Raw genomic sequence first — 23,756 nt, 5'->3', positions numbered from 1 at the left:
GGGTGGGGGTCATTCGACCGCGCCGCCGGTTCCCGCTCCACCCGTGGCCGGTGACGCCGGACCGGCGGTGATACGGAACAGGCGCGCGGACGGGGTGTCGGCGCGAACCGGCGTGACGGTCAGCGACCCCGCGCCGGGGTCCCAGACGTGGGTCCAGGCGGGCAGGTCGCGCGGGTAGAGCAGGTCGACGTCGACGTGCCGGCCGCGCAGGTGGGGCAGGGACAGCGCCACGTGGTCGCCGTCCCGCCGCCACACGCACACGTGGGTGACGTCGCCGGAGCGCAGGCCGAGGCTCAGCCACGGGTCGTCCCACCGGGGCAGGCCGAGCGGCCAGACCGGGACCGCGCCCGCCAGGTCCGCACGCAGGTCGCGGTGCACCCGCACCGCGTCGCGCACCGACCGGAGCCGGTCGGGGCGCAGCAGGTCGAGCCGGCCGGACAGGTAGAGCCGGCCGAGCATCCCGGTGCACAGGGTGTGCGCGAACAGCTCGTCCGGCAGGTCGGGCTGCGGGTAGGCCCAGTTCGCCGCCTGCTCCGGCAGCACGGACATCGGCGCGGACACCGCGATGGGCGGGTACCGCGCGGGGTCCTGCTGGTCGCTGGTGGACTGCAGCTGCATCCGGGACAGCAGCGCGTAGTCCATGCGCATCGCCCCGGACGCGCAGTTCTCCAGGACCAGGTCGGGGTGCCGGTCGAGCAGCCGGTCCAGCCACCGCAGGTGGGCGCGGTTGTGCGCGAGCAGGCCCGCGCCGGGGCTGTCGGCGGCGACGTCGGTGCCCGCGCCGGGGTCCACGTTGTAGTCGAGCTTGAGGTAGCCGACGCCGAGGTCGGCGACCAGCCGGTCCACCACGGCGTCCAGGTGCGCGACGGCGGCGGGGTGCCGCAGGTCGAGCACGTACCGGTCGTGCTCGACCAGCCGCACCCCGCCGCGCTGGAGGAACGCGGCGGCCGGCAGCGCGCCGGCGACCGGGCTGCGCACCCCGATCACCTCCGGTTCGAGCCACAGGCCCGGCACCATGCCCCGGTCCCGGATCCGGTCCAGCACCTCCTCGATCCCGCGCGGGAACCGGGCCCGGGACGGCAGCCACTCGCCGACCGCGTCCCACCAGCCGGAGCCGTCGTCGTACCAGCCGGCGTCGACGCAGAACACCTCCGCGCCGGCCTCGGCGGCGGCGTCCACCAGCGGCAGCAGCTTCGCCGTGGTCGGATCGCCCATCAGCGTGTTCATGTAGTCGTTGAACACCACCGGCAGGGCCGACCGGTCGCGGTGCGGGCGCAGGAGTTCCCGCCGGTGCGCGGTCATCGCGGCGACCGCCCCGTCCACCCCGGACCCGGACACCGCCACCGAGACGGGGACCGTGGTGAAGGACTCGCCCGGCAGCAGCCGGTGCTGCCACTGGTGGTCCACGTCCGTCGGCCCGAGCAGCGCCAGGTACGCGCCGGACAGCCGCTCGCCGACCTCCCACCGCCAGGCGCCGTTGTGCTCGACCTGCCACAGCCACGCCTGACCGCCCCGGCGGTCCACCACACCGCCCGTGGGCAGGTGCGTGCCGGTGGACCACGTCCCGGTGCTGACGGCGGCGAACCGGCCCCGCCCGTCCTGCCCGTGCAGCCGCAGGTTCAGGTCCGGCGACACGCCGTCGCGCAGCGGGCTCCGGGTCCACCGGCCCTCGCCCAGCCACTCGCTGTCGCCCCGAAGCAGGTCCACGTCCTCGACCCGCGCGCCGGGGAAGCCCGCGGCGAACGACGTGACGCCGAGCAGGAGCGCCGGCGCCCCGCCCCGGTTGGTCACGGTCGTGCGGACCTGGCAGGCGGCCACGCCCTCGACCGACCGGAACGACGTGCGCGCGACCAGGCCGGTCCGCTCGTCGCGCACGTCGACGTGCAGCTCGCTCCACTTGCCGTCGGACGTGCGGGCCGACCCGGCGTAGACCATGCGCCGGCCGGGCGCGGTGTCGGAGAACCGGTGCGAGGCGCGGGCCCGGCCCTCGCCCGCGACCAGCAGCTCGACCAGGGGCTGCGCGGACCGCGGCACGTCCGGCCGCGGTCCGGTCGCCAGCGAGCGGACGCCGACCGGGCCGTCCGGCGACACGTCCACGACGAGGTCCAGGGCCGAGTGGCCCCACGTCACCGCCGTGGCGGACTCCCACGAGCTCACGGTGCTCCTGTCCGGCCGCGGTCCCCGGCCGAGGGGCGCGGCGATCACGTGGCGCGGTGTGCGTCGGCATCGACCGGCTGCGTGTGACCGGTCACATCACGTCGATTGTGACCGGTCACACGAGTCGGCGGAAAGGGCGCGTTACCTTGTTGTCACCCACATCCGCGCGGTCGCTCAGCGACGGCGGGGTGGCGCGGTCGACTCGCGGACGACCAGGGCCGGCGCGGCGAGGTCCGCGACCGGCGGCGGACCGCCCTCGACCTCGGCCACCAGCGCGACCAGGCAGGCGCGACCGAGGGCCGCGAAGTCCATCCGCACCGTGGTGAGCGCGGGCGTCCAGTACGCCGCGCCGGGCACGTCGTCGAACCCGATCACGCTGACGTCGCCGGGCACGTCGCGCCCGGCTTCGTGCAGCGCCCGGCGGACGCCCAGCGCCGCGTCGTCGTTGCCGCACAGGACCGCGGTGACGTCCGGGTCGGCCGCCAGCCGGCGCCCGGCCAGGTAGGCCGACCGCACGTCCCACCCGACCGGCACGACCTCGGGCACGGCCGCGCCCGCCCGCTCCAACGCCCGCCGCCACCCCGACTGCCGCGCGCTCGTGCCGGTCTCCGACGGGATGGCGACGTGGTGCACCGTGCGGTGGCCCAGCGCCAGCAGGTGGTCCGTCGCGTCCGCGGCGGCCTGCCGTTCGTCCAGGCAGATCGTGGTCCGGCGGCTGTCGGCCAGGCCGCCCGCCTCGGTCGCGGCGACGGCGGGCACGTCGGGCGGCAGGGCGCGCAGCACCCCGGCGCCGGCGGCGTCGAAGGCGATCACGACGACGCCGCCGGCGTTGGGGTCGCTCACGTGCTCCACCGCGTGCCGGACGTCGGCGGGGCGGTCGGACTCGACCACCCGCACCCCGACCGCGAGCCCCTTCGAGCGCGCGGCCTCCTCGATCCCCCGCACCGTGGCGGCGTACCCGTACAGCGTGGTGTCGGCCATCACCACCGTCACCGAGCCGGACCGCCCGGAGCCGAGGGCGCGGGCGGCCCGGTTGGGCCGGTACCCCAGCCGGTCGATGACGTCGAGCACCTGCCGCCGGGTGTCGGGCCTGACGTTCGGCGACTCGTTGAGCACCCGGGACACGGTCTGGTAGGACACGCCGGCGGCCGCGGCGACGTCGCGGATGCTGGGCGCGGCCCGCTTCCGCGCGCGTGGTGTCACCCCGTCATCGTGATCGCTGCCGACGGGCGCGTCAAAGCCGGGTCGGGTGACGGCCCACTGCTGGGCGTTGTTGCCGTTGCCCGGGCCCGCGACCTCGCCCGACGGTCCCGCCGGCACGGTCGAGGTCGCGACGGTGACCCCTCGGGTGGGGCGGTGGCCGGCGGCGGGAGACGGGCCGCCGGCCACCGGCAGGGCAACCGGCATCGGGACGTGCAGGTGCTCCGGGTCGTGTCGCGTGTTAACGCTAACAGGTGAGCGTGACGCAGCTCAAGCCTTCCTCCTCGACTTTCCGGCTCCGTCGGTGCGATTCGACGGCCTCCGTTGTTAGCGCTCACAGATGCAGGGGACCTGCGCGGACGCCACCCTGCGCGACCTAGCCGTGGACAGGCAGGTGCACCGTGACGTCGCGCAGCGCCATCACGCCCGGCGTGCGGCTGCCGTGGAGGGGGAACATGTCCGACAGCGGGGTGACGGTGAGGAACAACGACTGGCCCGCCGGGACGGTGGCGGCGACGGCGGGCAGTTCGATCGCGCGCCGCGTGCCGAGGGTGAGGCCGGGTTCGCGGTGCGGCAGCACGTTGTGCTGGATCACCTTGGCGTCCAGGGGCGACCGGCCGACGCTGAGGGCGAAGAACGCGCGGGTGTCGAGTCCGAGCGTGCTCACGACGGCGTCGAGCGCCGGCGAGCCGGCGAGGGTGAGCGGGCCGTCCGCGATCCTGATCGCCTGCGGCAGGCCCGCGCCGGCCGTGGTCACGATGTCGGGCAGCGCGACGGCGGTGGTCGGCGCGACGGAGGCCGTGTCGACGCACCCGCCCTCGGCGGTCATGAGGTGGTAGCGGCCGTGGCCGGTGACGGTGCGGGGCGCGCCGTTCAGGTTCTCGGCGAGGAACCGGAGTTCGAGGTCGTCGTAGCCGGACGCGCCGAGCGTGGCCGAGCACGCGTCGCCGGCGACGGCGTACCCGGCGGGCAGGACGTTGGGCAGCGCGTGGCCGCCGTTGTAGCCGACGAGCAGGCTGTTCGCGCGGGCGCGCGGGGTGAGCGCGCGGTCGAAGTTGTCGATCGCCTGGTCGAGCGGGAACAGGTTGTCGCTGATGCCCTGGCGCAGCAGCACGGGGATGTCCAGCCGGCGGCCGGCGGCGACGTGGTGGGCGGGGCCGTTGTCGCGGAAGAACTCCGCCATGGCGGCGGGCCAGTTGCCGGTGAGCAGGCCCTCGGCGTAGCCGGCGTGCAGCGCGGAGGTGTGCGCGTCGAGGGCGGCGGCGTACAGGGCGGTGACCCAGGTGGTGCGCACGACCTCGCGCGGCGCGAGGCTGTCGTTGAGCGAGTGCCAGGTGATCTGCGGCGCCAGCGCGTCGAACCGGGTGCGGCCGGTCTTCATGATCTCGGTGAACGCGCCCGCGAACTGGTAGCCGCCGCCGTAGGAGCCGCCGATCGCGCCGAGCACGGGGTCGTTCGGGCCGGTCGTGCGGACCCAGTCCAGCGAGGCGACGTGGTCGATCACGCGGATGACGTCCTCCCCCTCGAACGCGGGGTCCTCCACGTGCGCCTTGCCGCCGCTCTCGCCGAAGCCGCGCTGGTCGATGCTGACCACGCCGAAGCCCGCGTCGAGGTACCGCCGGAACGAGCCGGGCGCGGACGTGCGGCTGCCGCCCCAGCCGTGGCTGTGCAGCAGGACGGGCACCCGGTGGGCGGGCGAGGCCGCGGCGGGCCGGAACACGCTGACGCAGATGTCGACCGGTCCGGGCTCCAGCGGGTCGGTCTCCGGCACGCTCGCGAGGCACACGTGCTCCGGCGCGGGGTGCTCCGCGGCGGCTGCGGTGGGTGCGGCGACACCGGCGACGACCGCCGCCACGACGAGTGCGGTCTTGAGGCGCATCGGTTCCTCCGGTCCGTCGGCTGGGTCGCGCAGTGTGTCCAACGACGCGTGCCGCGAATCGGTGCGCGCCCGGTCCGACGAGCCGTTCACCGGCACGGCGCGGCCACGTCGTGCCGGTGAACGGTCACCCGGTCGGCCGATCAGCCGATCTTGCCGACGCCCGCGCCCGCCGTGACGGCGGCCTTGACGGTGTTCGGGTCGTCGAGCGCGTAGGCGTAGTAGTCGCGCGGCTCCTGCACGGTGCCGCTGCAATCGGGTCGGCCCGACTCGCCGACGAAGACGTTGTCGCGCGCGACGCAGCGCCCGCCGGGGCCGGCGTAGCTGTTGCTCACGGGCTCCTCGACGTCCTCGAAGTAGTTGCCCTCCACCACGCAGCCCGAGTCGGCCTGGCACGCCACGCCGACGTCGGTGTTGTAGACGTAGTAGTTGTTGAACACGTGCACCGGCTCGCCGAACCGGACGCGCGGGTTGCGCTGCGGGGTGCGGTCGAACCAGTTGTGGTGGTAGGTGACCTTGAGCCGGCCGACGTCCTGCGCGCCGTTGCCGTCGTCGTGGCCGAGCAGCATGTTCTTGGTGTGGTTGTGGGTGTGGTTCCACGACACGGTGACGTAGCTGGAGCCCCGCTTGATGTCGATCGCGCCGTCGTAGCCGGTGGACAGGTCGTTGTGGTCGATCCACACGTGGTGGGAGAACATCTGCACGTTGATCGCGTCGTCGGCCCAGTTGCGGAACACCAGGTTGCGCACGATGACGTTGTGCACCGCGTCGGCGGGCGGCGAGGTGGCGTCCGAGACCGGCAGGCCGATGTTCAGCCCTCCCCCGGTGAGGCCGGAGTTCGCGCCGATGCCGACGATCGTCTTGTCCGAGGTGACGTTGTGCATCGGGCCGGGCAGCGCGAGCATGCCGCGCACGCAGATGTTCAGCGGCCCGGTCTGGGCGATGGCGGCCAGGAACTCCGCCGCCGTGTCGACCTCGATCGTGGGGCCGCCCGCGCCGCCGGTGGTGCCGCTCTGGCCCCACGCGGTGACCGAGGCGAACCCGGTCGGGCGGCCGGAGGTGGCGCACGTGCCGGGTTGCTGCGTGGTGGTGGTCGTCGTCGTGGTGCCGGTCGGGCCGCCGGGCCCGGCCACGTCGGTCACCAGCACATCGTCGAAGGAGGCGGCGGCGTAGTGGGTCGCCAGGCCGACCCGGCCGCTGCCGAAGGCGGCGTCGGTGGCGGTCACGACCTGCGCGCCGTCGACGAAGCCGCGCAGCGTGGCGCCGAACGCCTCCAGCCGGAGCGTGCGCCAGGCGCCGACGGTCACGGCGGCCGGCGCGGAGGCCAGCGGGGTGAACCCGCCGCCGACCCGCTTGCCGAGCACGACCGATCCGGCGTTGGACAGGCCGAGGTAGTAGTAGTTGCCCGTGTTCTGCGCCCGCGCGATCACGGCGACGTGCCGGTTCGCGCCGTTGAACGCGGTCGGCTTGACCCGCGCCTGCACCGACTGGCCGGACCAGGCCGTGCCGGCCAACGTCCGGGCGTCGGCGCTGACGCCGGACTGCCGCAGCGCGCGCGAGCCGTCGGTGACGACCGACCAGCTGCCGCCGCTGGAACCCCAGCCGGCCGCGTCGCCGTCCTCGAAGTCGTCGCCGAACAGGGTGGCGGCCGATGCCGAGGGCACCAGCACGAGCGCCACCGCGACCAGGAATCCGCTCGCCACCGCGGCGAGCGAGGCTAATCTCCGCTTGCTCAAACCGAGCCTCCTGAGTGGTGAACCGGGCGTTTCTCGACCGATTCCGCCGTGCCCGTTCCGTTCACGTCGATGAATGCGTTCATGCTGGTGAACAGTGGTGGGCGACGGCTGCCGACAAACGGAGGCGGCGGTTGGCGGCACGCTGTCGAACGGGTGTGCATTTCCTGTCGCCCGAAGGTATCGGCTCGTTTCCGGGACGTCAACGGCAGGTCACGCCGAGGTACTGCGGAACAATCGCGGAAAAGGTCGGAAAAGGTGACGCGGACCGTCGTGCCGCGCTCCTCTAGGCTGCGGCGGGTGACCGACGGACGATGGATCGACGTGGCCGACGGCGTGTACGCCCGCCGCTACGAGGAGCTGGACCTCACCGTCGGCCTGGTGGTCGGCGGGACCGGTTGCCTGGTCGTCGACAGCCGGGGCGACGTGGCGCAGGGCGCGGAGCTGGCCGACGCGGTGCGGGCGATCACGCCGCTGCCGTGGACGCTGGTCTACACGCACGCGCACTTCGACCACTGCTTCGGCACCGCCGCGTTCCTGCCGTGCGACGTGTGGGCGCACGACGGGTGCACGGCCGACCTCGCCGCGCACGGCGAGGCCGAGCGGGCGCGGCGGATCGCCTCCTACCGCGCCGAGGGCAAGCCCGGGATCGCCGAGGCGCTGGAGCGCACGACGATCACCCCGCCGAACCGCGTGCTGCGCGACGACGCGGACCTCGACCTCGGCGGCCGGCCGGTGCGGCTGGCGCACCCCGGTCCGGGGCACACCGACCACGACGTGGTGGTCCACGTGCCGGACGCGGGCGTGGTGTTCGCCGGCGACCTGGTCGAGCACGGCCCGCACGGCTGGACGGCGGACTCGTTCGGCTCCGACGCGCACGTGCGCGAGTGGCCCGCCGCGCTGGACGCGGTGCTGGCCCTGGAGCCGCGCGTCGTGGTGCCGGGCCACGGCGACCCCGTCGACGCCGCGTTCGTCGCCCGGCACCGCGACGGCCTGGGCCGGCTGCTGGAGCTGCGGGACGCCGTCGCGGCCGGGGAGGTCGCCGAGGACGACGCGCCGCCGCGGTCCCCGTACCCGCGGGACGTGACGCTGGCCGCGCTGGCGACGACCTAGGCCGGGCCGTCGACCGGGATCGCGTCCAGGACGGACTCCGCGATCGACCTGGCCGGCCGCTTGTACGCCTCGGCGAGGGTGTGGAAGACGTGCTGGGCGCGGATCGCGGGCCAGTCGTCGGGCAGGTGCTCGGCGGGCAGCCGGGGGTCCTGGCGCACGAGCTGGAGCCACTCGGTGTGCAGCAGCAGTTGCCTGGCCAGGTCGTCGGGCGCGTCGGCCAGCGGCCGGTCCCGGTCCCAGCGGCGCAGGAACGCGCGGTAGCGCTCGGCGATGGCGGGCACGTCGAACGCGGTGCGCGCGATCTGCTCGGCCTCGGTCGGCTTGGCGGTGTGCGCGGTGAACACCTTGAGGTAGTCGCTCAGGTCGAGGTCGGCGACCAGGGTGGGCACGTCGACCACGCCGGGCGCGACCCACAGCCCGTTCTGCAGCGGCCCGAATCCGCCCCAGACCAGGCGGGACCGCAGGTCGTGCCGCTGGCTGCGCCAGGACTCGGGCAGCGAGAACCCGACCATGGTCCAGGTGCCGTCCCAGTCGCCGTTGATCGCGCCGCTGCGCCAGATCCGGTGCTCGCCGTCCTCCAGCACGGCCGCCGAGCGCGCGGTGAGCCCGAAGTACATCCGCCGGCCGTTGCGGTGCCGGGCCAGCAGGTCGCGCTTGACCATGCGGGTCAGCGTGGAGCGCACCGCCTCCTCGGAGACGCCGACCCGCGCGAACACGTCGATGACGCTGCCGGAGAAGACGGCGATGCCCCGGTTGAGCACGTGGATGCCGAGGAAGCTGAGCATCAGCGACTGCGGCCGGACCGATGCCTCCTGTCCACGGCCCTCGGCCTGCGGGTCGTCGTGCGGGATCACCGGCCGAGCGTATCCCGCGGTGTCCGGGGCCGCCGCCGACGGCGGTTGCGCGGCGCGACCGTTCCGCTACGCTGAACGTGAAACGCCTTCATCTTCGGTGCGGTCGGGCGAAGGGTGGACGCGGTGAGGCACGTGGTGCTCGTGGTGGTGCTCCTGCTGGCGTCGCTGACGGCGCCCGCCGCCGCCGTGCCGGGCGGGCTGTGGTTCGACGACTCCCCCGTCGTGGTGGCCGACGGCGCGTTCCGCGACGGGCACGGCCGCGAGGTGGTGTTGCGCGGGTTCAACGTGTCCGGCACGGCGAAGCTCGCCGAGCACCGCGGCCTGCCGTTCGCGAGCACCGCCGACGCCCGGTCCGCCGCGGTCGCGCTGCGCCGGCTGACCGGGGCGAACGCGGTGCGCTTCCTGGTCACGTGGGCGTGGGTGGAGCCCGAGCCGCGCCGGATCGACGACGGCTACCTGGACCGGGTGGCCGAGCAGGTCACCGCGTTCACCGACCAAGGCGTCCGGGTCTACGTGGACTTCCACCAGGACCTGTACTCGCGGCACCTGTTCAACCGGGACAGCTGGTACACCGGCGACGGCGCGCCGGAGTGGGTCGTGCGCGCCGGCGGCTACCCCAGGGAGTCGTGCGGGATCTGCGTGCACTGGGGCCAGAACATGAAGAACAACAACGCGGTCACCGCCGCCGTGCACGACTTCTGGCACAACCGCGAGCTGGCCACCTCCGCCGGTCCGATCCGGGTCCGCGACGAGTTCCTGCACCAGGCGGGCGAGGTGATGCGGCACCTGAAGTCCGCGTTGACGCCGGAGGCGTTCCGGCTCGTGGTCGGCGTGGACCCGCTCAACGAGCCCTACGCCGGCCGCTACGACCCGGGGCAGGACGGCGTCTCCTGGGAACGCGACCTGCTCGTGCCGTTCTACCGGCAGTTCCGGCAGCGGATGGACGAGGTGGGGTGGGCGGACAAGCCCGCGTTCGTCGAGCCGCTGGTGTTCTGGAACCAGAACGTGGACTTCTTCGCCGAGCCGGGCGGTTTTCCGGCCGTGCCCTCGCTCGGGCCGCGGTTCGTGTTCAACGCGCACTTCTACGACGGCAAGGCGCAGTCGGGCCTGCTCAAGCCGGGCAAGGCGGGCGACGGCGAGTACGCGGCGGACTTCGGCCGGATCCGGGACCGCGCGGCGGCGTTGGGCACGGCCGGGATCGTGTCGGAGTTCGGGCACCCGGTCGCCGGCTTCACCTCGGACAAGAACCCGTCCGTGCTCAAGGCGATGTACCAGGCGCTGGACTCGCGGCTGCCGGGCGCGCGGTGGTGGGCGGGCGCGGCGGGGTCCGGGCCGGTGCTGTCGGGCAGCCAGTGGCACTGGGACGTGAACTACGGCCGCCACCACGAGCTGATGAACGACAACCCGGACAAGGTCCGCACCGAGGGTGACGCGATGAACGACGAGCACTTCTCCGCCGTGCGGCTGGACGACGGCGGCGACCCCGTCCTCATGGTGGACGGTCGGGTCGTCGACCGGCTGTTCCCGCGTGCCGTCGCGGGCCGGACGGCGGCGTTCGCCTACGAGGACCGCGCCCGTGACGGCGGTGCGGTGCTGTCGTGGAACCGGGTGCCGGACACCATGCCCGCGGTGCGCGCCCTGGTCGGGACGGGCCGGTTCGGCGTGCTGGTGTGGCGCGGCAACGGCGTCGCGGCCCCGACCGAGCTGCACCTGCCGTCGTCGTTCCCGCTCGCGTCGACCACGGTGGTCAGCGACCTCGGCGCCGTGACCGGGCCGCCCGCGTACACCGGGGGCGAGCCGGTGGCCGTGGCGCCGGAGCCGGGCGTCGCGGGCGTGCACCGGCTGCTGCTGTCCACACGCGACACCGGCGTGCACTTCGCGCTCGTGACCGAGGCCGCGCCGACCGGGTCCGCGGACGCCGCGCGGGCCGAGTTGGCGGCCTGGGTGGCCGCCACCTTCCGGTAGCGACGGGTCCGGAGAACACCGATCCGGCCTGGCACGCGTCCTTGCCGAAAACCTTTCGTCGGTCATGGTGACGGAGCGGGTCCGCCCGCGGTCACCGCGTCGCAGTGGTTCGACGTCGTTCGTCGAACGCGGTCGACGGGGCTGACGAAGCGTTTCCGGTCGTGATCGCCGCCGACGCCGGGAATTCCCTGGAGGAATCGAGTGGCAGGTGTTCGACGGTAGTACACCAAGGACCGCGACGGCCTGGCGATGTTCAACCGGCTGTGGAACGAGGCCCGCAGCACCGAGCACCCGTTGGAGGTCTACCGGCGGATCACCGGCATCGGCCAGGCCGAGCTGAACCGCCGCGTCGGCGAGTACGCCACCCGCAACAACGGCGGCCTGGTCGAGGCGGTGGACGCGGGCGCGGGCCACTTCCGGTTGAACACCAGGGCCGCCCCCGTCCGACTACGGCTTCAACAAGATCAAGCTGGTGGCGGGCGACGGCGCGCTGGTCAAGGTGCGGCGGAAGCGGGTCGCGTCTCCCTGACCGCACACGGGGTTCCGGGCGCGTTTGCGCTGTCCGGACGACGCCGCAGCGACCGGGTCGGGACTACCGTGGGAATCGATCAAGTACCACCCGACCTGGACATCTCGCAACGGAGCGACCATGCCCGAGTTACGCGGGTCGTTGGCCGTGTTGGCCCTCGCGACCGCCCTCCCCTTCGTTCCCGCACCCTCTGCGGTCGCCGACACCACCCCCACGATGGTTGTCGGCGAGCTGCAGTCCCTGCCCGGTTTCGCCAACCACTACGTGGTCGGCATGAACGACCTCGGCCAGGTCGTCGGCAGCGCCCAGGACAACGGCGTGGGGCGCGCCGTGCTGTGGTCGCCCGGCGGCGGCGCGACCGACCTCGGTCCCGGCATCGCCCGCGCCGTCAACGAACACGGCCAGGTGATCGGCCTCGAGTTGCGCAGTGCCGGCACGCCGTACCGGAACAAGGCGTGGATCTGGTCGGGCGGCGCACGCACCGTCGTCGCCCCGCCGACCGCCGCGTGGTCGCTCGCGCCGGCCATCAACGAGGACGGCGTGGTGCCGCTCAACTACTCGACCTCCTCCACGCGGCAGCAGCACGACCACGCCGCCGTGCTGGCGAACGGTCAGTACACCGACCTGGCCCTGTCCGGGCCGGACCTGTGGGTGTACGGGATCAACGACGCCGGCGTGGTCATCGGCAGCTACGCGTCGGCCGCCAACCAGGACTTCGCCGCGGTCCGCTGCACGGTGGACACGTGCACGCGCCTGCCCGGCATCCCCACCGGCTACGGCCCCTACATCCCGGAGGCGATCAACGAGTCCGGGGTCGTCGTCGGCAACCGGGCCACGATCGCCCTGCGGTGGGAGGGCGACGAGGTCACCGTGCTGTCGGAGAACGGCCGGGTCACGCACGGCGAGCAGGCGCTCAACGAACGCGGCGACGCGGTCGGCTGGACCGCGGACGCGAACGGCTTCCACCGCGCGGTGCTGTGGCCCCGCGACGGGAAGCCGGTCGACCTCGGCGTGCCCGCGCCGTCCGAGGCCGTCGCCATCAACGAGCGCGGCGACGTCGTCGGCTACACCGCGGGCACCGGCACCGACCGGCCCCGCGCGTTCCTCTGGCGGGACGGGCAGGTGACCTACCTGGAGCCGTTGGCGGGCGACTACAGCATGCCGATCGCGATCAACGACCACGGCGTGGTCGTCGGCCACAGCTCCGCGCCGGACGGCACGGAGAAGCCCGTCCGCTGGACCCCGAGCGCCGCCTCATTCGGCTAGCCGGGCGTTGCGGTAGAGGCGGACGGCGTTGCGCATCGCCATGGTGACCGTCATCGACCCCACGCGGGGGACGAACACCGAGGCGCGGTCCACGATGTCGTCGGCGAAGTTCTTCATCGTGGAGAAGTTCAGGCACACCGCGCCCGGCTTGATCTCGTCCGCCCGCACGAGCGGGAAGTCGCGGGACGGCACACCGGTGACGACGACGTCCGCCTCCGCCAGGGCGGTGGCCCGGTCGACCGCCACGGCGTCCACGTGGTGGCCCTGGATGCCCGCCGCGTGCCGGAACACGAGGGAGCCGCCGAGGTCGAACGACGTGACCTCGGCGCCGTCGTTGGCCAGCATGGCGGCCAGCGGGCGGCCGACGATCTCGCTGCGGTTGAAGACGCACGCCTTCACCGACGCCAGCGGGGTGTCGGCCGGGCCGCGGAACGCGCCGGCTTCGCCGAGCAGCTTCATCAAGGCCAGCGGGGTGCACGGCAGCACGGCCCGCCGGGTGCCCGCGTCGTCGATGAAGCGCCGGTTCTCGTAGAGGCAGCGGCTCCAGAACGAGTGCAGGCCCTCGACGTCCTTGCGCGGGTCGACCAGCTCGCGCAGCCAGCGGTCGCGTTCGGGGTCGCGGACCGGGTAGTAGACGAACACGCCGTGCACGCCCTCGTCCGCGCTCGCGTCGCGGACCGCGGTCTCGATGTCGTCGGCCCGCGGTGTGCGGAGGTCGAAGTCGATGCCGACCTCGGTGCACGCGCGCCGGGTGTACTCGGCGTAGGTGCGCGCGGGCCGGTCGCCGTCGACCAGGAAGCCGACCACGGTGAGGCGGTCCGGGATCGCCGCGAGGTCGGCGCGGATCTCGGCGCGGATGGACTCGGCCAGCTCGGCCGGGTCGATGGTGCGTGCGGTCATCGGGGTTCCTCCGGGGTGAGGTCGATGCGGGCGTGCGCGGCCTCGGCGGCGCGGCGCAGCGCGTCGAGGCGCGCGGTGAACGCGGGCGCGTCGTCGCCCATCTGCGCCACGTTCGCCTCGGCTCCGCGCAGGGTGGCGAGCACGGACCCGAGCAACAGGTCGGCCCCGGCACGGACGTCGCTCACCACCGTGCCGGCGACCAGCGGCAGCACGGAGAACGCCCACTCCAGCGCCTCCACGGCGACCGCCGCGGCGGCCAGTGGCCCTTCCGTGGCCGCCGCCGACGCCGCCGCCACCGCGGCCCGCCGGGTCTCGCGCTCCTCGTCGGTGCCCCGCGGCAGCCGCCGCGCCCGCAGGTAGTCCTCGAACAACTCCACGTCGCGGTCGGCGGCCGGCTCCAGCCGGTCGAGCAGGGACCTGCCGGTCGCGATCGCGTCACCGACCGCCGGGTCGCGGCGGGCGGTGATCTCCAGGGCCATGAGCACCAGCGCACAGCCGAACGCCGCCGTGACGGCCGCCACCGAGCCGCCGCCCGGCGTCGGACTGGCGCTCGCCGTCCGGGCACGCAGGTCGGCCAGGGTCACGTCCCACAGGCTGTCACTCACCCGACGATCTTCGCGTGCCTCGGCGTCGGCTGCCACAGCGCGTGGTCCACGCAACGCCCGGTCCGGTGCGAGCCGGCCGCCGGCCCGGACGCCGGCGTGACCGTCACGCACCTCGCCGAGCCCGCCGGCCCGACGACGACAGCCGGCCGCCGGCACCCGCCCCGGCCTTCACGAGAAGCTCTCAGACCGCGGATCCCGTCGCCGGCGTGGCGGCACGACCCGATGGACGCGGGTGGGCCGGAACCGGACGATCACTCGGGGTCGCCGTTGTCGCCACGGCCTCACGGACCCGGCCGGGCAGGGTGGTGGCGGCCAGGATCGCGGGCGTACCGCTTCCACCCACGCCGACGCTGGACCGAGGCCACCATCGCCCAACCCTGCGACCAGTTGCCCACGGCCGGGCCAAGGGCTCGAACAGTCCTCCTTCGCTGCCGCCTCACCCACTGCTTCTCCCTTACTGCCTCCTTCCTCGCTGCTTCCGCCCTCACTGCCGTCTTCTCCGCGCTGTCCGCAACTCGCCCGGACCCATCACGCCCCCGGTCGCATCCCGCCTCCGCCGGGCATGGTGGGGTCATGCCGGGGTTCGCGGCGGTGGCCCGTTCGCCGGCACTGCGGTGCGAGCGGTCTTCGGAGGGCGAATGCCCTCGTCACGAGCACGGCGGCGCAGCCGAGGGTCGTGACGCCGAGCAGGAGCATGAAGGTCGGGTACAGGTAGAGCACCTGGAGCCACGCCACGTCCCGACCCCGGTAGAGGTAGCCCACGACCCGGTGGATCGTCACCAGGAGCACCAGGGGCAGGACCCATGGCAGCAGCCGAGCGACCGTCCACAGGTTCCGGGACCGCCGCGCGGCCCAGCGCCGGGACCGGACCACGCCGCGGGCGGTCAGCGCGACAACTGCCGCCGTCAGCACGAGCAGCACCACGTCGGTGACGATGTACGGGTCGTCCACCGGTAAGGGCGGCCGTCCCTCGATCAGGGCGATGAGGCGTTCGCCGATCGCCTGGGCGTCGCCGTACTGGAGGCCGGTGTTCGCCAGGACCGCGATGCCGTAGCCGGAGCCGGGGAGCAGTGCCTGGTACGCGGTCGAGGTGAACAGGTCGCCGCCGTGGTCTACGAGCGGCGCGCCGGACGGGGTCGTGCCGATGAACCAGCCCAGGCCGTAGGAATCCGACACGGCGGACGGGGTGTGCATCGCGGTGATGCTTTCGGGGGTGGCGATCGAGGTCCCGTCGGGGCCACGGCCGCCGTTGTGCTGCGCGATCAGCCAGGCGGCCAGGTCGTGGGCCGACGTGAGCACGCCGCCGGATCCGTTGCCGAAGGCCGGTGGCTCGGGTAAGGGGACCGCCGCGCCGAGCACCTTCAGGTGGCCGCGGGCGCTGGGCGGCAGATCGCGTTCGGTGTCGACGGTCCGGCTGTCGCGCATGCCGAGGGGCGCGAACACGTGCTGCCGCAGGTAGTCGGCGAACGGCACCCCGGCGACCACCTCCACCAGCCGGGCGGCGACCTGGAAGTTCGGGTTGTGGTAAGCCCACGCGGTGCCGGGGGCGGCGGCCAAGCGTGCGTCGCGCATGGCCGCCACCGCCTCGGTCAGGGTGTCGACCCTCGGTCCGCTGAAGGAGCGGAACGTCGTGTCCGACAGGCCCGAGGTCTGGTCGAGGAGCCGGCGCACGGTGATGTCCGCGGCACGCGGGTCGGCCGGGGCGAACTCGGGCAGATGGTCGCGCACCGGGTCGTCGAGCCGGATCCGCCCGCTCTCCGCGAGCTGCACCACCGCCAGCGCGGTGAACGACTTGCTCACCGACGCCGCCGCCATCACCGTGTGCTCGGAGACCGCTTCCCCGTCGGGTGTGTGGCCGTAGCCGGCCGCGTGCACGACGGTGGGGCCGCGGGTGACGACCACCGCCACACCGGGCAGCGCGGTCTCCTCGCGGTAGCGCCGCACGACGGCGTCGACGGCGGCGGCGTCCACGACGGGTTGCGCCGCGACGGCTGGAGCGACCGGGGCAAGCGGGGCGGCGAAGGCGATCAGGGCGGGGAGCAGTGAGGTGAGCACGCAGTCAGTTTCGGCGTTTCCCGTTGCCCTGTAATCGGACCGTGGTCTGAGATTCTCGCGCCCTGGATCGGACTACGGTGTCATCCCGGTCCAGGCAGGGCTCGCCCCGACCGCGGCCGCTCGTGCTCGACGCGGTGGCTGTGGACGCGGTCGTCGGTCGGACGGTCCGCGATCGACGACCCCGGCGCTCGGGAATTCCGCTGCTCGGCCGCGGGAATCGGCCTGGTGCGTCGCGCTCATCGCGGATTGGTTCCTCAAGAACGAGGCCGGTCGCCGGCGCTACTGCGAGGTCGAGTCGGGTGGCCGTCGGCCGGCCGCGACACCGGCGGCGGTCAGGCCGGCGGCGGTCAGCACGAGCACGCCCGCGGCTCCCGTGCCGGCCGCGAGCAACCCTGCCGCGCTGGGCACGACGACCTGGCCGAGGCGGTTGCCCGTGAGGCGCAACGACATCGCCCGACCGCGCAGCCCCGGCGGCGTCGCCTCCGCCAGCCACGACATGGTCAGCGGCTGCCCGACACCCAACCCGAGACCCACCACGACCACGACCACGACCAGCAGCCACACGGGCATCGGCACGGCCGCCGCCGCCAGCCCGACCGCCGACAACGCCACACTGCCCGACAACAGGCGACGCCGACCCAGCCACCCGGCCAGCCGTCCGAGGAACAGCCGTGACGTCATCGACGCCGCCGCACGAGCCGCGAGCAGCACGCCCACCACGCCGGACGGGATACCGCGCTCGGCGCCCAACGCGGGCAGGTACACCAGGGTTATGTCGACGGCCGCGATGACGACGCAGCTTACCGACAGCGTCCGCACCAGCCCGGGCCGCCGCAGCAGGTCCCGCACGCCTTCCGGAGCACCATCCACTGTGGATGCCCGGCGGACGGCGGGCGCGCGCAGCGCCACCGTGACGCCGATCAACCCGACGGTGATCGCGAACGCCACCAGGAACACGGTATCGGTGCGCGGGATCGTCCGGTCACCGCCGAACAACAGGATCAGCCCGGGACCGACCGCCTGCCCCAACGACGCGGCGAACGTGTAGTAGCCGAACGCCGCGTCGTACCGCGCGGTCTCGGTCGTGTTCGCCACCAACGCCTGCTGCGCCACCACCGAGCACAGGTGCCCCGTACCCAGCAGCACGCTGCCGACGAGCAACCCCACCACCCCGCCGCCGACGAACGCGAACGTCCCGGCGGCGGCGCACATCAGCACCGCGCCCGCCAGCATGACCCGCCGTTCGCCCAGCCGGTCCACCGCGTGCCCGGACGGGATGGCCAGCACCAGCGGCGCGACCGCGAACCCCGCCGACAGCACCCCGAGCCACCCCGTCGGCACGCCCAGTTCCAGCGCGCGGTAGGTGGCCGTGGGACGCAGGACGAACGTGACGAGCTGCACCAGCACGGTGTGCGTGAGCAGCACCGCCGTCCGCCCGCCGCCGGCCATCAGGTCGCGCCCAGCCGGGCCGCGGCCTTCGCGCCGAGGCTCGTGGAGACGTGCCGGCGCATCACGTCGGCCGCCGCGTCGGCGTCGCCCGCGGCGACGTGCTCCACGAGCTGCCGGTGCTCCGCGGCCTTCAGCTCGGCCTCCTCGTCCTCACGGCCGTCCGCCAAGGCGAGCCGGCGGTACCGGTCGGCCTTGTCCCACAGACCGTCGAGCGTGGCGATGAGCAGGTTGTTGTGCGACGCGCGGTAGAGCGCGGCGTGGAATCGGCGGTGCGCGGCGAGGTCCGCGGTCCGGGGGTCGCGCCGCAGCGGTTCCAGCCCGCGCAGGGCCGCGCGCAACGCGCGGAGGTCCGACTCCGTGCGGCGCAGGGCCGCGAGCGAGGCCGCCAGCGGGTCCAGCGACGCGCGCACCTCCAGCAGGTCGCGGGCCTCCGCCGCGGTCAACTCGGTGACGCGGGCGTCGCGGTGGGCATCGAGTTCGACCAGCCCTTCCGACTTCAGCCGCCGCAGCCCTTCGCGCAACGGCGTCGTGCTGATGCCGATCGTGCGCGCCAACGTCGCCTGGTTCAGCACCTGACCGGGCGCGAACTCGCCGGAGAGGATCTTCTGCCGCAGCGTCGTGTACGCGAAGTCGCTCTTCGTCGTGAAGGGCTCCGCCATCACCACCTCCTCGCTATAGGTTATAACCTATAGGATGCGACCGGACAGACAAAAGCGGTGGTCAGCGCCCTGGAGGGCACCGACCACCGCTCGGCTGTCGTCAGTTCGCGGGGCCGGTCCAGCCGGCCGGCACGTGGCCGATCCGCACCCGCTGCGGGTGGTCGCCCACCGGCACCGAGACCAGCTTGCGCCCGGTGGCGAAGTCGATCGCGGTGACCTGGTCGGCGCCGCTCTCGGAGATCACGCAACTGCGCCCGTCACCGCTCACGGTCGCCCAATAGGGCTTGGAAGCGGGCACGAGCGCGCTCTCCCGCAGGCTCGCGCGGTCCACGACCACCGCGTAGTCGTCCATGGTCCCGGCCACGCACAGCTTGTCCCCCGCAGGGCTCATCGACATGCCGTGGTGGCGCGAGTCGTTCACCCAGGTGGTGCGATCCGGGCTCGTCGCGGGGTTCTTCGGCAGTTCCTTCAACCGGGTGATCCGGTCCGCGGCCACGTCGTACTCCAGGAACCCGTGGAAGAACGACACCTGGAAGTACAGCTTCGACTCGTCGGGCGTGAACGCCACCGGCCGCACGGAGTCGGACAGGTCCGAGCGCCCGAACGCGTCCAGCCTCGGCCGCATGTCGATCACCTTGACCTGCCGGAACGTGGTCGTGTCCACGACCGTGATGCGCCGGTCGCCCTTGGTGAAGTCCAACGCCGGGTCGTCCAGCGCGGTGTTGACCTCGCCGATGGACATGTTCCACAGGTACCGGCCGTTGTCGGTGAACACGTTCTCGTGCGGCTTGTCGCCGGTGGCGAACGAACCGACCTCGCGCCCCGTCCCGATGTCCAGCACGTGCACCGTGTTGGACGTCGACGCCGACACCGCGACCCGCCGCCCGTCGGGGGAGACGGCCATGTGGTCGGAGCGGAAACCGGACACCGGGAAGCGCCAGTTCACCCGGCCGGTGGCCAGGTCGATCGAGACCACGTCGGCGAAGCTGGGCCGGGAGGCGACGACCGCGCGCCCGTCCGGCGTCGTGTACATGTCGTCGACGAACTGGTCGTGCCCTTCGCCGGGACCGGACCGGATGCCGAGGAAGAACGCCAGCCTGATCGGGTTGAGGTAGATCTCCCAGAGCCGCTCCTGGCGATCCGGGATGATGTTCACCCGGCCGATCTTCGCGAAGTCGCCGCTGGAGGCGATCACGTCGGCGGTGCCGTCCCAGTTGTTCCCGACGAACATCACCTCGCGCAGCGCCGTGCCCGAGGGCGGGGCGGCGGACGCGGCCGGCGCCAGGCCGGCGGTCAGGGCGCAGGCGGCCAGGGCGCCCAGCAGCCGGGCGCGGTTCCGCCGGGTCGAAACGGGTTTCTTGTCCACGAGAACTCCAAACCGGATGCGCGAGTTGTCACATCCGTGCAGGGTCGAGTCGTGCGCGTCGATCGCCGGACTCGCGTCGGGCCCCGAGCCCGGCGGGACTGTTACCGTTCAGTAGGAAAGGAATACCGGCTCGCGGCCCGCCCGCGGTAGGGGCCGACGCCCAACGAGCCGGGCGCTCGTTATGCCACTGCCACAACGTCGCGGCGGGAGGAGGAGCGGTGTCGGCAGCCCACGACCGCGGACGACTGCTCGGAGAAGTGATCAGGGGCATGGCCGCCGACCGCAGCGTCGTGGACGAGCTGGTGCGCGCCGCCCGCGGCAACTCCCCCGAGGTGGCCCGGTTGCCGGAAGCGGAGAACCGCCGCCACGTGGAGGTGCTGCTGGCGATCGGGCTGCACTTCTTCGAGCGGCCCGACGAACCCGGCGCGCAGGACTTCCAGGCCGCCGAGGCGCTGGGCGCGGACCGGGCGGCGCAGGGCATCTCCATCGACGGGCTGCTGCGCGGCGTCCAGGCGGGCCGCACGGAGGCGATGAGGATCGCCATCGCGCGCAGCCGGGACGCGGGCGTGCCGGACGAGGTGCTGCTGGCCGGGATGGTGGACCTCGACCGCTACACCGGCGCCCTGGAACGGCACGTCATCAACGGCTACCACACCGCCGAGCTGGAGCTGTCCCGCACGAACCGGGACGCCAACACGCACCTGCTGCGACGGCTGCTCCTGCACGGCGACGGCGCGCACCCGGGGCCCGAAGAGTTGCGCCGGGCGGGCCTGTCTGCCGACGGGGCCTACCACTGCCTGGTCTCCGACGTGACGCAGCCCGCCGAGGCCCGCGCGCTGGAGCAACGCCTGCTGGAGTTCGGCGGCGTCTACGGGTTGGTCGACGGGCGGCTGACCGGGTTGGCCGCCCGCCGACCCGACCCGGTCACCCTGCCCCGCGACGTCCTGCTGGTGGCCGCGCCCGCGACCGGGCTGCCCGCGTTGCGCGACGTGCACCCGCTGTGCGTGGCGGCCCTGCGGCTCGCGGGACGGGCGGGCCTGCGCGGCGTGCGCGACCTCACCGACCTGTCCGGCGAGGTCGCGCTGGCCGCCCAGCCCGTGCTCGCCGAGCTGCTGCGCGGCACGCTGGCGGGCCTCGACCGCGACGACGACTTCCACCGCGAACTGGTCGCCACCGCCCTGGTCTACCTCGACCACGGCCAACGCCTCGGCCACGCCGCCGCGGCGTTGCACGTGCACCCCAACACCGTCCGGTACCGGCTCGACCGCCTCGCCGAACTCACCGGCACGCCGTGGGACGACAGCGCGCCGACGGTCCTGGGCACCCTGCGCCACTGGTGGGCACTGCGGACCTGGCTCGACCACCGGCCGCCCACCCGATCGGATCATCGCTAACGAGCATCTGTTGTCAACGATCCACCGCAGTGTTACCGTCGCTAACGTGGACAACAGATCAGCGATCCTGTCGGCAGCCTCCGAACTGCTGGAGACCTCGCCCAACGGCGACATCTCCACGCGTGCCGTGGGCGAGAAGGCCGGTGTCCAGCAGCCGGTCATCTACCGGCTGTTCGGCGACAAGGACCGACTCCTCGCCGCGGTCGTCGACCAGGGGTTCGCGGAGTACCTCGCGGCCAAGCGCGCCGCCGTGCCGACCGACGACCCGGTGGCCGACCTGCGGCGCGGCTGGGACGACCACACCCGGTTCGCGCTCGACCACCCCAACGTGTACCGCCTCATGTACACGCCCCGACTGACCTCGCGCCCCGCGGCGGTCCGCGAAGCCCACGCGCTGCTGCGCGGCATGCTCGAGCGGATCGCCCACGTCGGCCGCCTCGCCGTCGACCCGGACCTCGCCGCCGAGATCGTGCTGTCCACCAACAGCGGCGTCGCCCTGGCGCTGCTCAACAGACCGGAGACCGACCGCGACCCGGCGCTCTCGGTCCGGGTCCGGGAGATCGTCCTCCCGGGCATCCTGACCCCCGAACCCGACACCGATCCCGCGACCGTGCCGCTCACCGTGGCGCAGGCCGCGACCACCCTCGCGGCGCTGCTGCGCGCCGACCAGCCGAAGTCGTTCAGCCCCGCCGAACTCGGCCTCCTCACCCAGTGGCTGACCTACCTCGCCACCAAGCCGTGACCACGCACGGACAACCGGAAGGAACCCCCATGACCGAGCACACCTCCACCAGGGTCGCCCTCGTCACCGGTGGCAGCGGCGGCATCGGCCGCGCCGTCGCCGACCGGCTGGCCGCCGACGGCTTCGCCGTGGCCGTGCACTACGCCGGAGGCAAGGACAAGGCCGACGCCGTGGTCGCCGACATCGCCGCCCGCGGCGGACAGGCTCTCGCGGTGGGCGGCGACGTCGCCGACGAGCACGACATGAAGGCCGCGTTCGACGCCGTGGAGACCACGTTCGGCGGCATCGACGTGGTCGTGAACACGGCCGGGATCATGGTGCTGGCCCCGATCGCCGACCTGGACCTCGCCGACCTCGACCGCATGCACCGCACCAACATCCGGGGCACGTTCGTGGTGGCGCAGCAAGCCGCCCGCCGCGTCCGCAGAGGTGGCGCGATCGTCAACTTCTCCACCTCCGTCACCCGGACCCAGCTGCCCACCTACGGCGCGTACGTCGCCAGCAAGGCCGCCGTGGAGGGCATGACCCTGATCCTCGCCCGCGAGCTGCGCGGCCGGGACATCACGGTCAACGCGGTCGCGCCCGGCCCCACCGCCACCCCGCTGTTCCTGGAGGGGAAGGACGACGCCGCGATCGCCCACTTCGCCAAGGTCGCCCCGCTGGAGCGCCTCGGGCAGCCGGAGGACATCGCCGCCACCGTCTCCTTCCTCGCCGGCCCGGCCAGGTGGGTCAACGGCCAGGTGCTCTTCGCCAACGGCGGCCTCGCCTGATCACTCCACTGAGGACACCGCACGTCGCCGTGACGTGCCACCCCGCAAGGAGGACCGTCATGAACAACACGATCGACATCACGGGCACTTCCACCACCGGCACCAAAAGCCGCGATCACCTCCGCACCACGTCGCCAACGCCCGTGCCGGGTATGCGCCGACCCGGCGGACGGCGGATCGAAGGCGGTCTCCGACCGCGTCCGCGGCGATGTCGTCACCCGGATGGACCTGACCTACTCGTCTGTCGACTTCGTTCCACACTGAAGTTATAGACGTGACAGGCGATCACCGGCCCCGGTCGGGCCCGGTGATCGGGGAACCGGATGCCGACTCCGTCCGACCACTGGGTGAATCGGGAACCGGGGAGGTCACCGTGGAACGTCGTACGTTCTTGCGCGCATCGGCTCTGTCGGTCGGCGCGGCCGGCGCGGTCGCGGGTGGGGCGGGGGTCGCGTCCGCCGCGACGCCGGTGCGGGTGCAGGTGTTGCTGTTCGACGGGGTGGAGGAGCAGGACTTCGTCGCACCGGTGGAGGTGCTCGGCCTCGCCGGGCGGATCAGCGGCGGGGCGCTGACGACGAGCCTGGTCGGCGTCGGCCGTCCCGGGGCGGTCACCTGCACGTACGGGACGCGGGTCGAGGTTCCGGAGGGCTGGTCGCCGGGCCGGGCCGACGTGCTGGTGGTCCCGGGTGGCGGGTACGCCGACAAGACGGGCCCCGGCGTCAACCGGCTCATCGGAGACCAGGGCTTCCTGCGCCGCCTGGCCGGCGCGGACCTGGTGCGGGTCGGCATCTGCACCGGCACGATGGTGCTGTCCGCCGCGGGCCTCACCAGGGGGCGTAACGCCACCACGCACTCCGGCGCGAAGGCCGACCTGGCCGCACAGGGAGCGAACGTCGTCAACGCCCGCGTGGTGGACGACGGCGACCTGATCACGGGCGGCGGCATCACCTCCGGTCTCGACGTGGCCCTCTGGCTGGTCGAACGCTTCCTCGGCGCGAAGACCGCCCAGCGGGTCGAGACGGTGTTGGAGTACGAGCGGCGGGGCACGGTCTGGCGAGTCTGACCGATCCCGTCCGGAACGACCCACCCGGTGCGCCGGGCGCACGGCCCACTGCTGTCCCAC

At 73.5% G+C, this 23,756-nt stretch carries 19 protein-coding genes and 1 pseudogene; 8 read left to right on the top strand and 12 right to left on the bottom strand.

Annotated elements, in window-relative coordinates:
* Nucleotides 1–9: 9 nt before the first annotated feature.
* The 4 genes from ACWEFJ_RS11200 to ACWEFJ_RS11185 form a co-directional block, all read right to left on the bottom strand.
* Nucleotides 10–2,157, bottom strand: a complete 2,148-nt coding sequence (locus ACWEFJ_RS11200; protein ID WP_449713674.1) for a glycoside hydrolase family 36 protein — start codon at nucleotides 2,155–2,157, stop codon at nucleotides 10–12.
* 174 nt (nucleotides 2,158–2,331) lie between these two features.
* A complete protein-coding gene (locus ACWEFJ_RS11195) occupies nucleotides 2,332–3,360 on the bottom strand; it encodes a LacI family DNA-binding transcriptional regulator (RefSeq protein ID WP_449713673.1) in 1,029 nt (342 codons plus the stop codon).
* Nucleotides 3,361–3,733: 373 nt separating this feature from the next.
* The gene (locus ACWEFJ_RS11190; RefSeq protein WP_449713672.1) at nucleotides 3,734–5,236 is read right to left on the bottom strand and encodes an alpha/beta fold hydrolase; all 1,503 of its coding nucleotides are present in this window, start codon (nucleotides 5,234–5,236) and stop codon (nucleotides 3,734–3,736) included.
* Nucleotides 5,237–5,376: 140 nt separating this feature from the next.
* Entirely contained in the window at nucleotides 5,377–6,969 is a 1,593-nt protein-coding gene (locus tag ACWEFJ_RS11185; RefSeq protein WP_449713671.1) for a pectate lyase family protein, read from the bottom strand.
* 297 nt (nucleotides 6,970–7,266) lie between these two features.
* Here ACWEFJ_RS11185 and ACWEFJ_RS11180 point away from each other — a divergent pair, with 297 nt between their 5' ends.
* Nucleotides 7,267–8,079 carry an MBL fold metallo-hydrolase gene (locus ACWEFJ_RS11180; protein WP_449713670.1) on the top strand — a complete coding sequence of 271 codons (813 nt, stop codon included), beginning with the start codon at nucleotides 7,267–7,269 and terminating at the stop codon, nucleotides 8,077–8,079.
* On the opposite strand, the gene ACWEFJ_RS11175 is transcribed toward ACWEFJ_RS11180, so the two are convergent.
* On the bottom strand, nucleotides 8,076–8,933 hold the full coding sequence (locus ACWEFJ_RS11175) for a PaaX family transcriptional regulator (RefSeq protein ID WP_378090276.1): 858 nt from the start codon (nucleotides 8,931–8,933) through the stop codon (nucleotides 8,076–8,078). The two genes, ACWEFJ_RS11180 and ACWEFJ_RS11175, sit on opposite strands and share 4 nt — an antisense overlap.
* A 123-nt stretch (nucleotides 8,934–9,056) precedes the next feature.
* Between ACWEFJ_RS11175 and ACWEFJ_RS11170 the strand changes: the two genes are divergently transcribed.
* The gene (locus ACWEFJ_RS11170; RefSeq protein WP_449713669.1) at nucleotides 9,057–10,898 is read left to right on the top strand and encodes a cellulase family glycosylhydrolase; all 1,842 of its coding nucleotides are present in this window, start codon (nucleotides 9,057–9,059) and stop codon (nucleotides 10,896–10,898) included.
* A 249-nt stretch (nucleotides 10,899–11,147) separates the two neighbouring features.
* Nucleotides 11,148–11,210: pseudogene (locus ACWEFJ_RS11165) on the top strand (hypothetical protein); the annotation flags it as partial.
* On the opposite strand, the gene ACWEFJ_RS11160 reads toward ACWEFJ_RS11165, so the two are convergent.
* On the bottom strand, nucleotides 11,201–11,326 hold the full coding sequence (locus tag ACWEFJ_RS11160) for a hypothetical protein (RefSeq protein ID WP_449713668.1): 126 nt from the start codon (nucleotides 11,324–11,326) through the stop codon (nucleotides 11,201–11,203). The pseudogene ACWEFJ_RS11165 and the gene ACWEFJ_RS11160 sit on opposite strands and share 10 nt — an antisense overlap.
* A gap of 317 nt (nucleotides 11,327–11,643) precedes the next feature.
* On the opposite strand from ACWEFJ_RS11160, the gene ACWEFJ_RS11155 reads away from it, so the two are divergent.
* Complete coding sequence (locus tag ACWEFJ_RS11155; protein WP_449713667.1) at nucleotides 11,644–12,693, top strand: hypothetical protein; 1,050 nt, start codon at nucleotides 11,644–11,646, stop codon at nucleotides 12,691–12,693.
* Here ACWEFJ_RS11155 and ACWEFJ_RS11150 read toward each other — a convergent pair.
* From ACWEFJ_RS11150 to ACWEFJ_RS11125, 6 genes are all read right to left on the bottom strand, one after another.
* Complete coding sequence (locus tag ACWEFJ_RS11150) at nucleotides 12,682–13,593, bottom strand: bifunctional methylenetetrahydrofolate dehydrogenase/methenyltetrahydrofolate cyclohydrolase (protein WP_449713666.1); 912 nt, start codon at nucleotides 13,591–13,593, stop codon at nucleotides 12,682–12,684. The genes ACWEFJ_RS11155 and ACWEFJ_RS11150 overlap by 12 nt on opposite strands.
* A complete protein-coding gene (locus tag ACWEFJ_RS11145) occupies nucleotides 13,590–14,198 on the bottom strand; it encodes a cyclodeaminase/cyclohydrolase family protein (protein WP_449713665.1) in 609 nt (202 codons plus the stop codon). Before ACWEFJ_RS11145 ends, ACWEFJ_RS11150 begins: the two co-directional genes overlap by 4 nt.
* Nucleotides 14,199–14,726: 528 nt before the next feature.
* Nucleotides 14,727–16,253, bottom strand: coding sequence for a serine hydrolase domain-containing protein (locus ACWEFJ_RS11140; RefSeq protein WP_449713664.1), 1,527 nt, complete (start codon nucleotides 16,251–16,253; stop codon nucleotides 14,727–14,729).
* A gap of 279 nt (nucleotides 16,254–16,532) precedes the next feature.
* Nucleotides 16,533–17,702, bottom strand: a complete 1,170-nt coding sequence (locus ACWEFJ_RS11135) for an MFS transporter (protein WP_449713663.1) — start codon at nucleotides 17,700–17,702, stop codon at nucleotides 16,533–16,535.
* Complete coding sequence (locus ACWEFJ_RS11130) at nucleotides 17,702–18,361, bottom strand: GntR family transcriptional regulator (RefSeq protein WP_449713662.1); 660 nt, start codon at nucleotides 18,359–18,361, stop codon at nucleotides 17,702–17,704. The genes ACWEFJ_RS11135 and ACWEFJ_RS11130 overlap by 1 nt, the downstream gene beginning before the upstream one ends.
* Before the next feature lie 100 nt (nucleotides 18,362–18,461).
* A complete protein-coding gene (locus ACWEFJ_RS11125) occupies nucleotides 18,462–19,727 on the bottom strand; it encodes a YncE family protein (RefSeq protein WP_449713661.1) in 1,266 nt (421 codons plus the stop codon).
* Nucleotides 19,728–19,945: 218 nt separating this feature from the next.
* Between ACWEFJ_RS11125 and ACWEFJ_RS11120 the strand changes: the two genes are divergently transcribed.
* The 4 genes from ACWEFJ_RS11120 to ACWEFJ_RS11105 all read left to right on the top strand — a co-directional run bounded on the left by ACWEFJ_RS11120 (nucleotide 19,946) and on the right by ACWEFJ_RS11105 (nucleotide 23,696).
* Nucleotides 19,946–21,121, top strand: coding sequence for a PucR family transcriptional regulator (locus ACWEFJ_RS11120; protein ID WP_449713660.1), 1,176 nt, complete (start codon nucleotides 19,946–19,948; stop codon nucleotides 21,119–21,121).
* 46 nt (nucleotides 21,122–21,167) lie between these two features.
* Nucleotides 21,168–21,863 carry a TetR/AcrR family transcriptional regulator gene (locus ACWEFJ_RS11115; RefSeq protein WP_449713659.1) on the top strand — a complete coding sequence of 232 codons (696 nt, stop codon included), beginning with the start codon at nucleotides 21,168–21,170 and terminating at the stop codon, nucleotides 21,861–21,863.
* Between the two features lie 29 nt (nucleotides 21,864–21,892).
* Nucleotides 21,893–22,633: an SDR family oxidoreductase gene (locus ACWEFJ_RS11110; RefSeq protein WP_449713658.1), complete on the top strand. Its 741-nt coding sequence runs from the start codon at nucleotides 21,893–21,895 to the stop codon at nucleotides 22,631–22,633.
* 391 nt (nucleotides 22,634–23,024) lie between these two features.
* Nucleotides 23,025–23,696, top strand: a complete 672-nt coding sequence (locus ACWEFJ_RS11105) for a DJ-1/PfpI family protein (RefSeq protein WP_449713657.1) — start codon at nucleotides 23,025–23,027, stop codon at nucleotides 23,694–23,696.
* The last annotated feature ends 60 nt before the right edge of the window (nucleotides 23,697–23,756 follow it).

Source organism: Actinosynnema sp. NPDC004786 (assembly GCF_053601135.1).
This window is presented reverse-complemented; position numbering and strand designations above follow the sequence as displayed.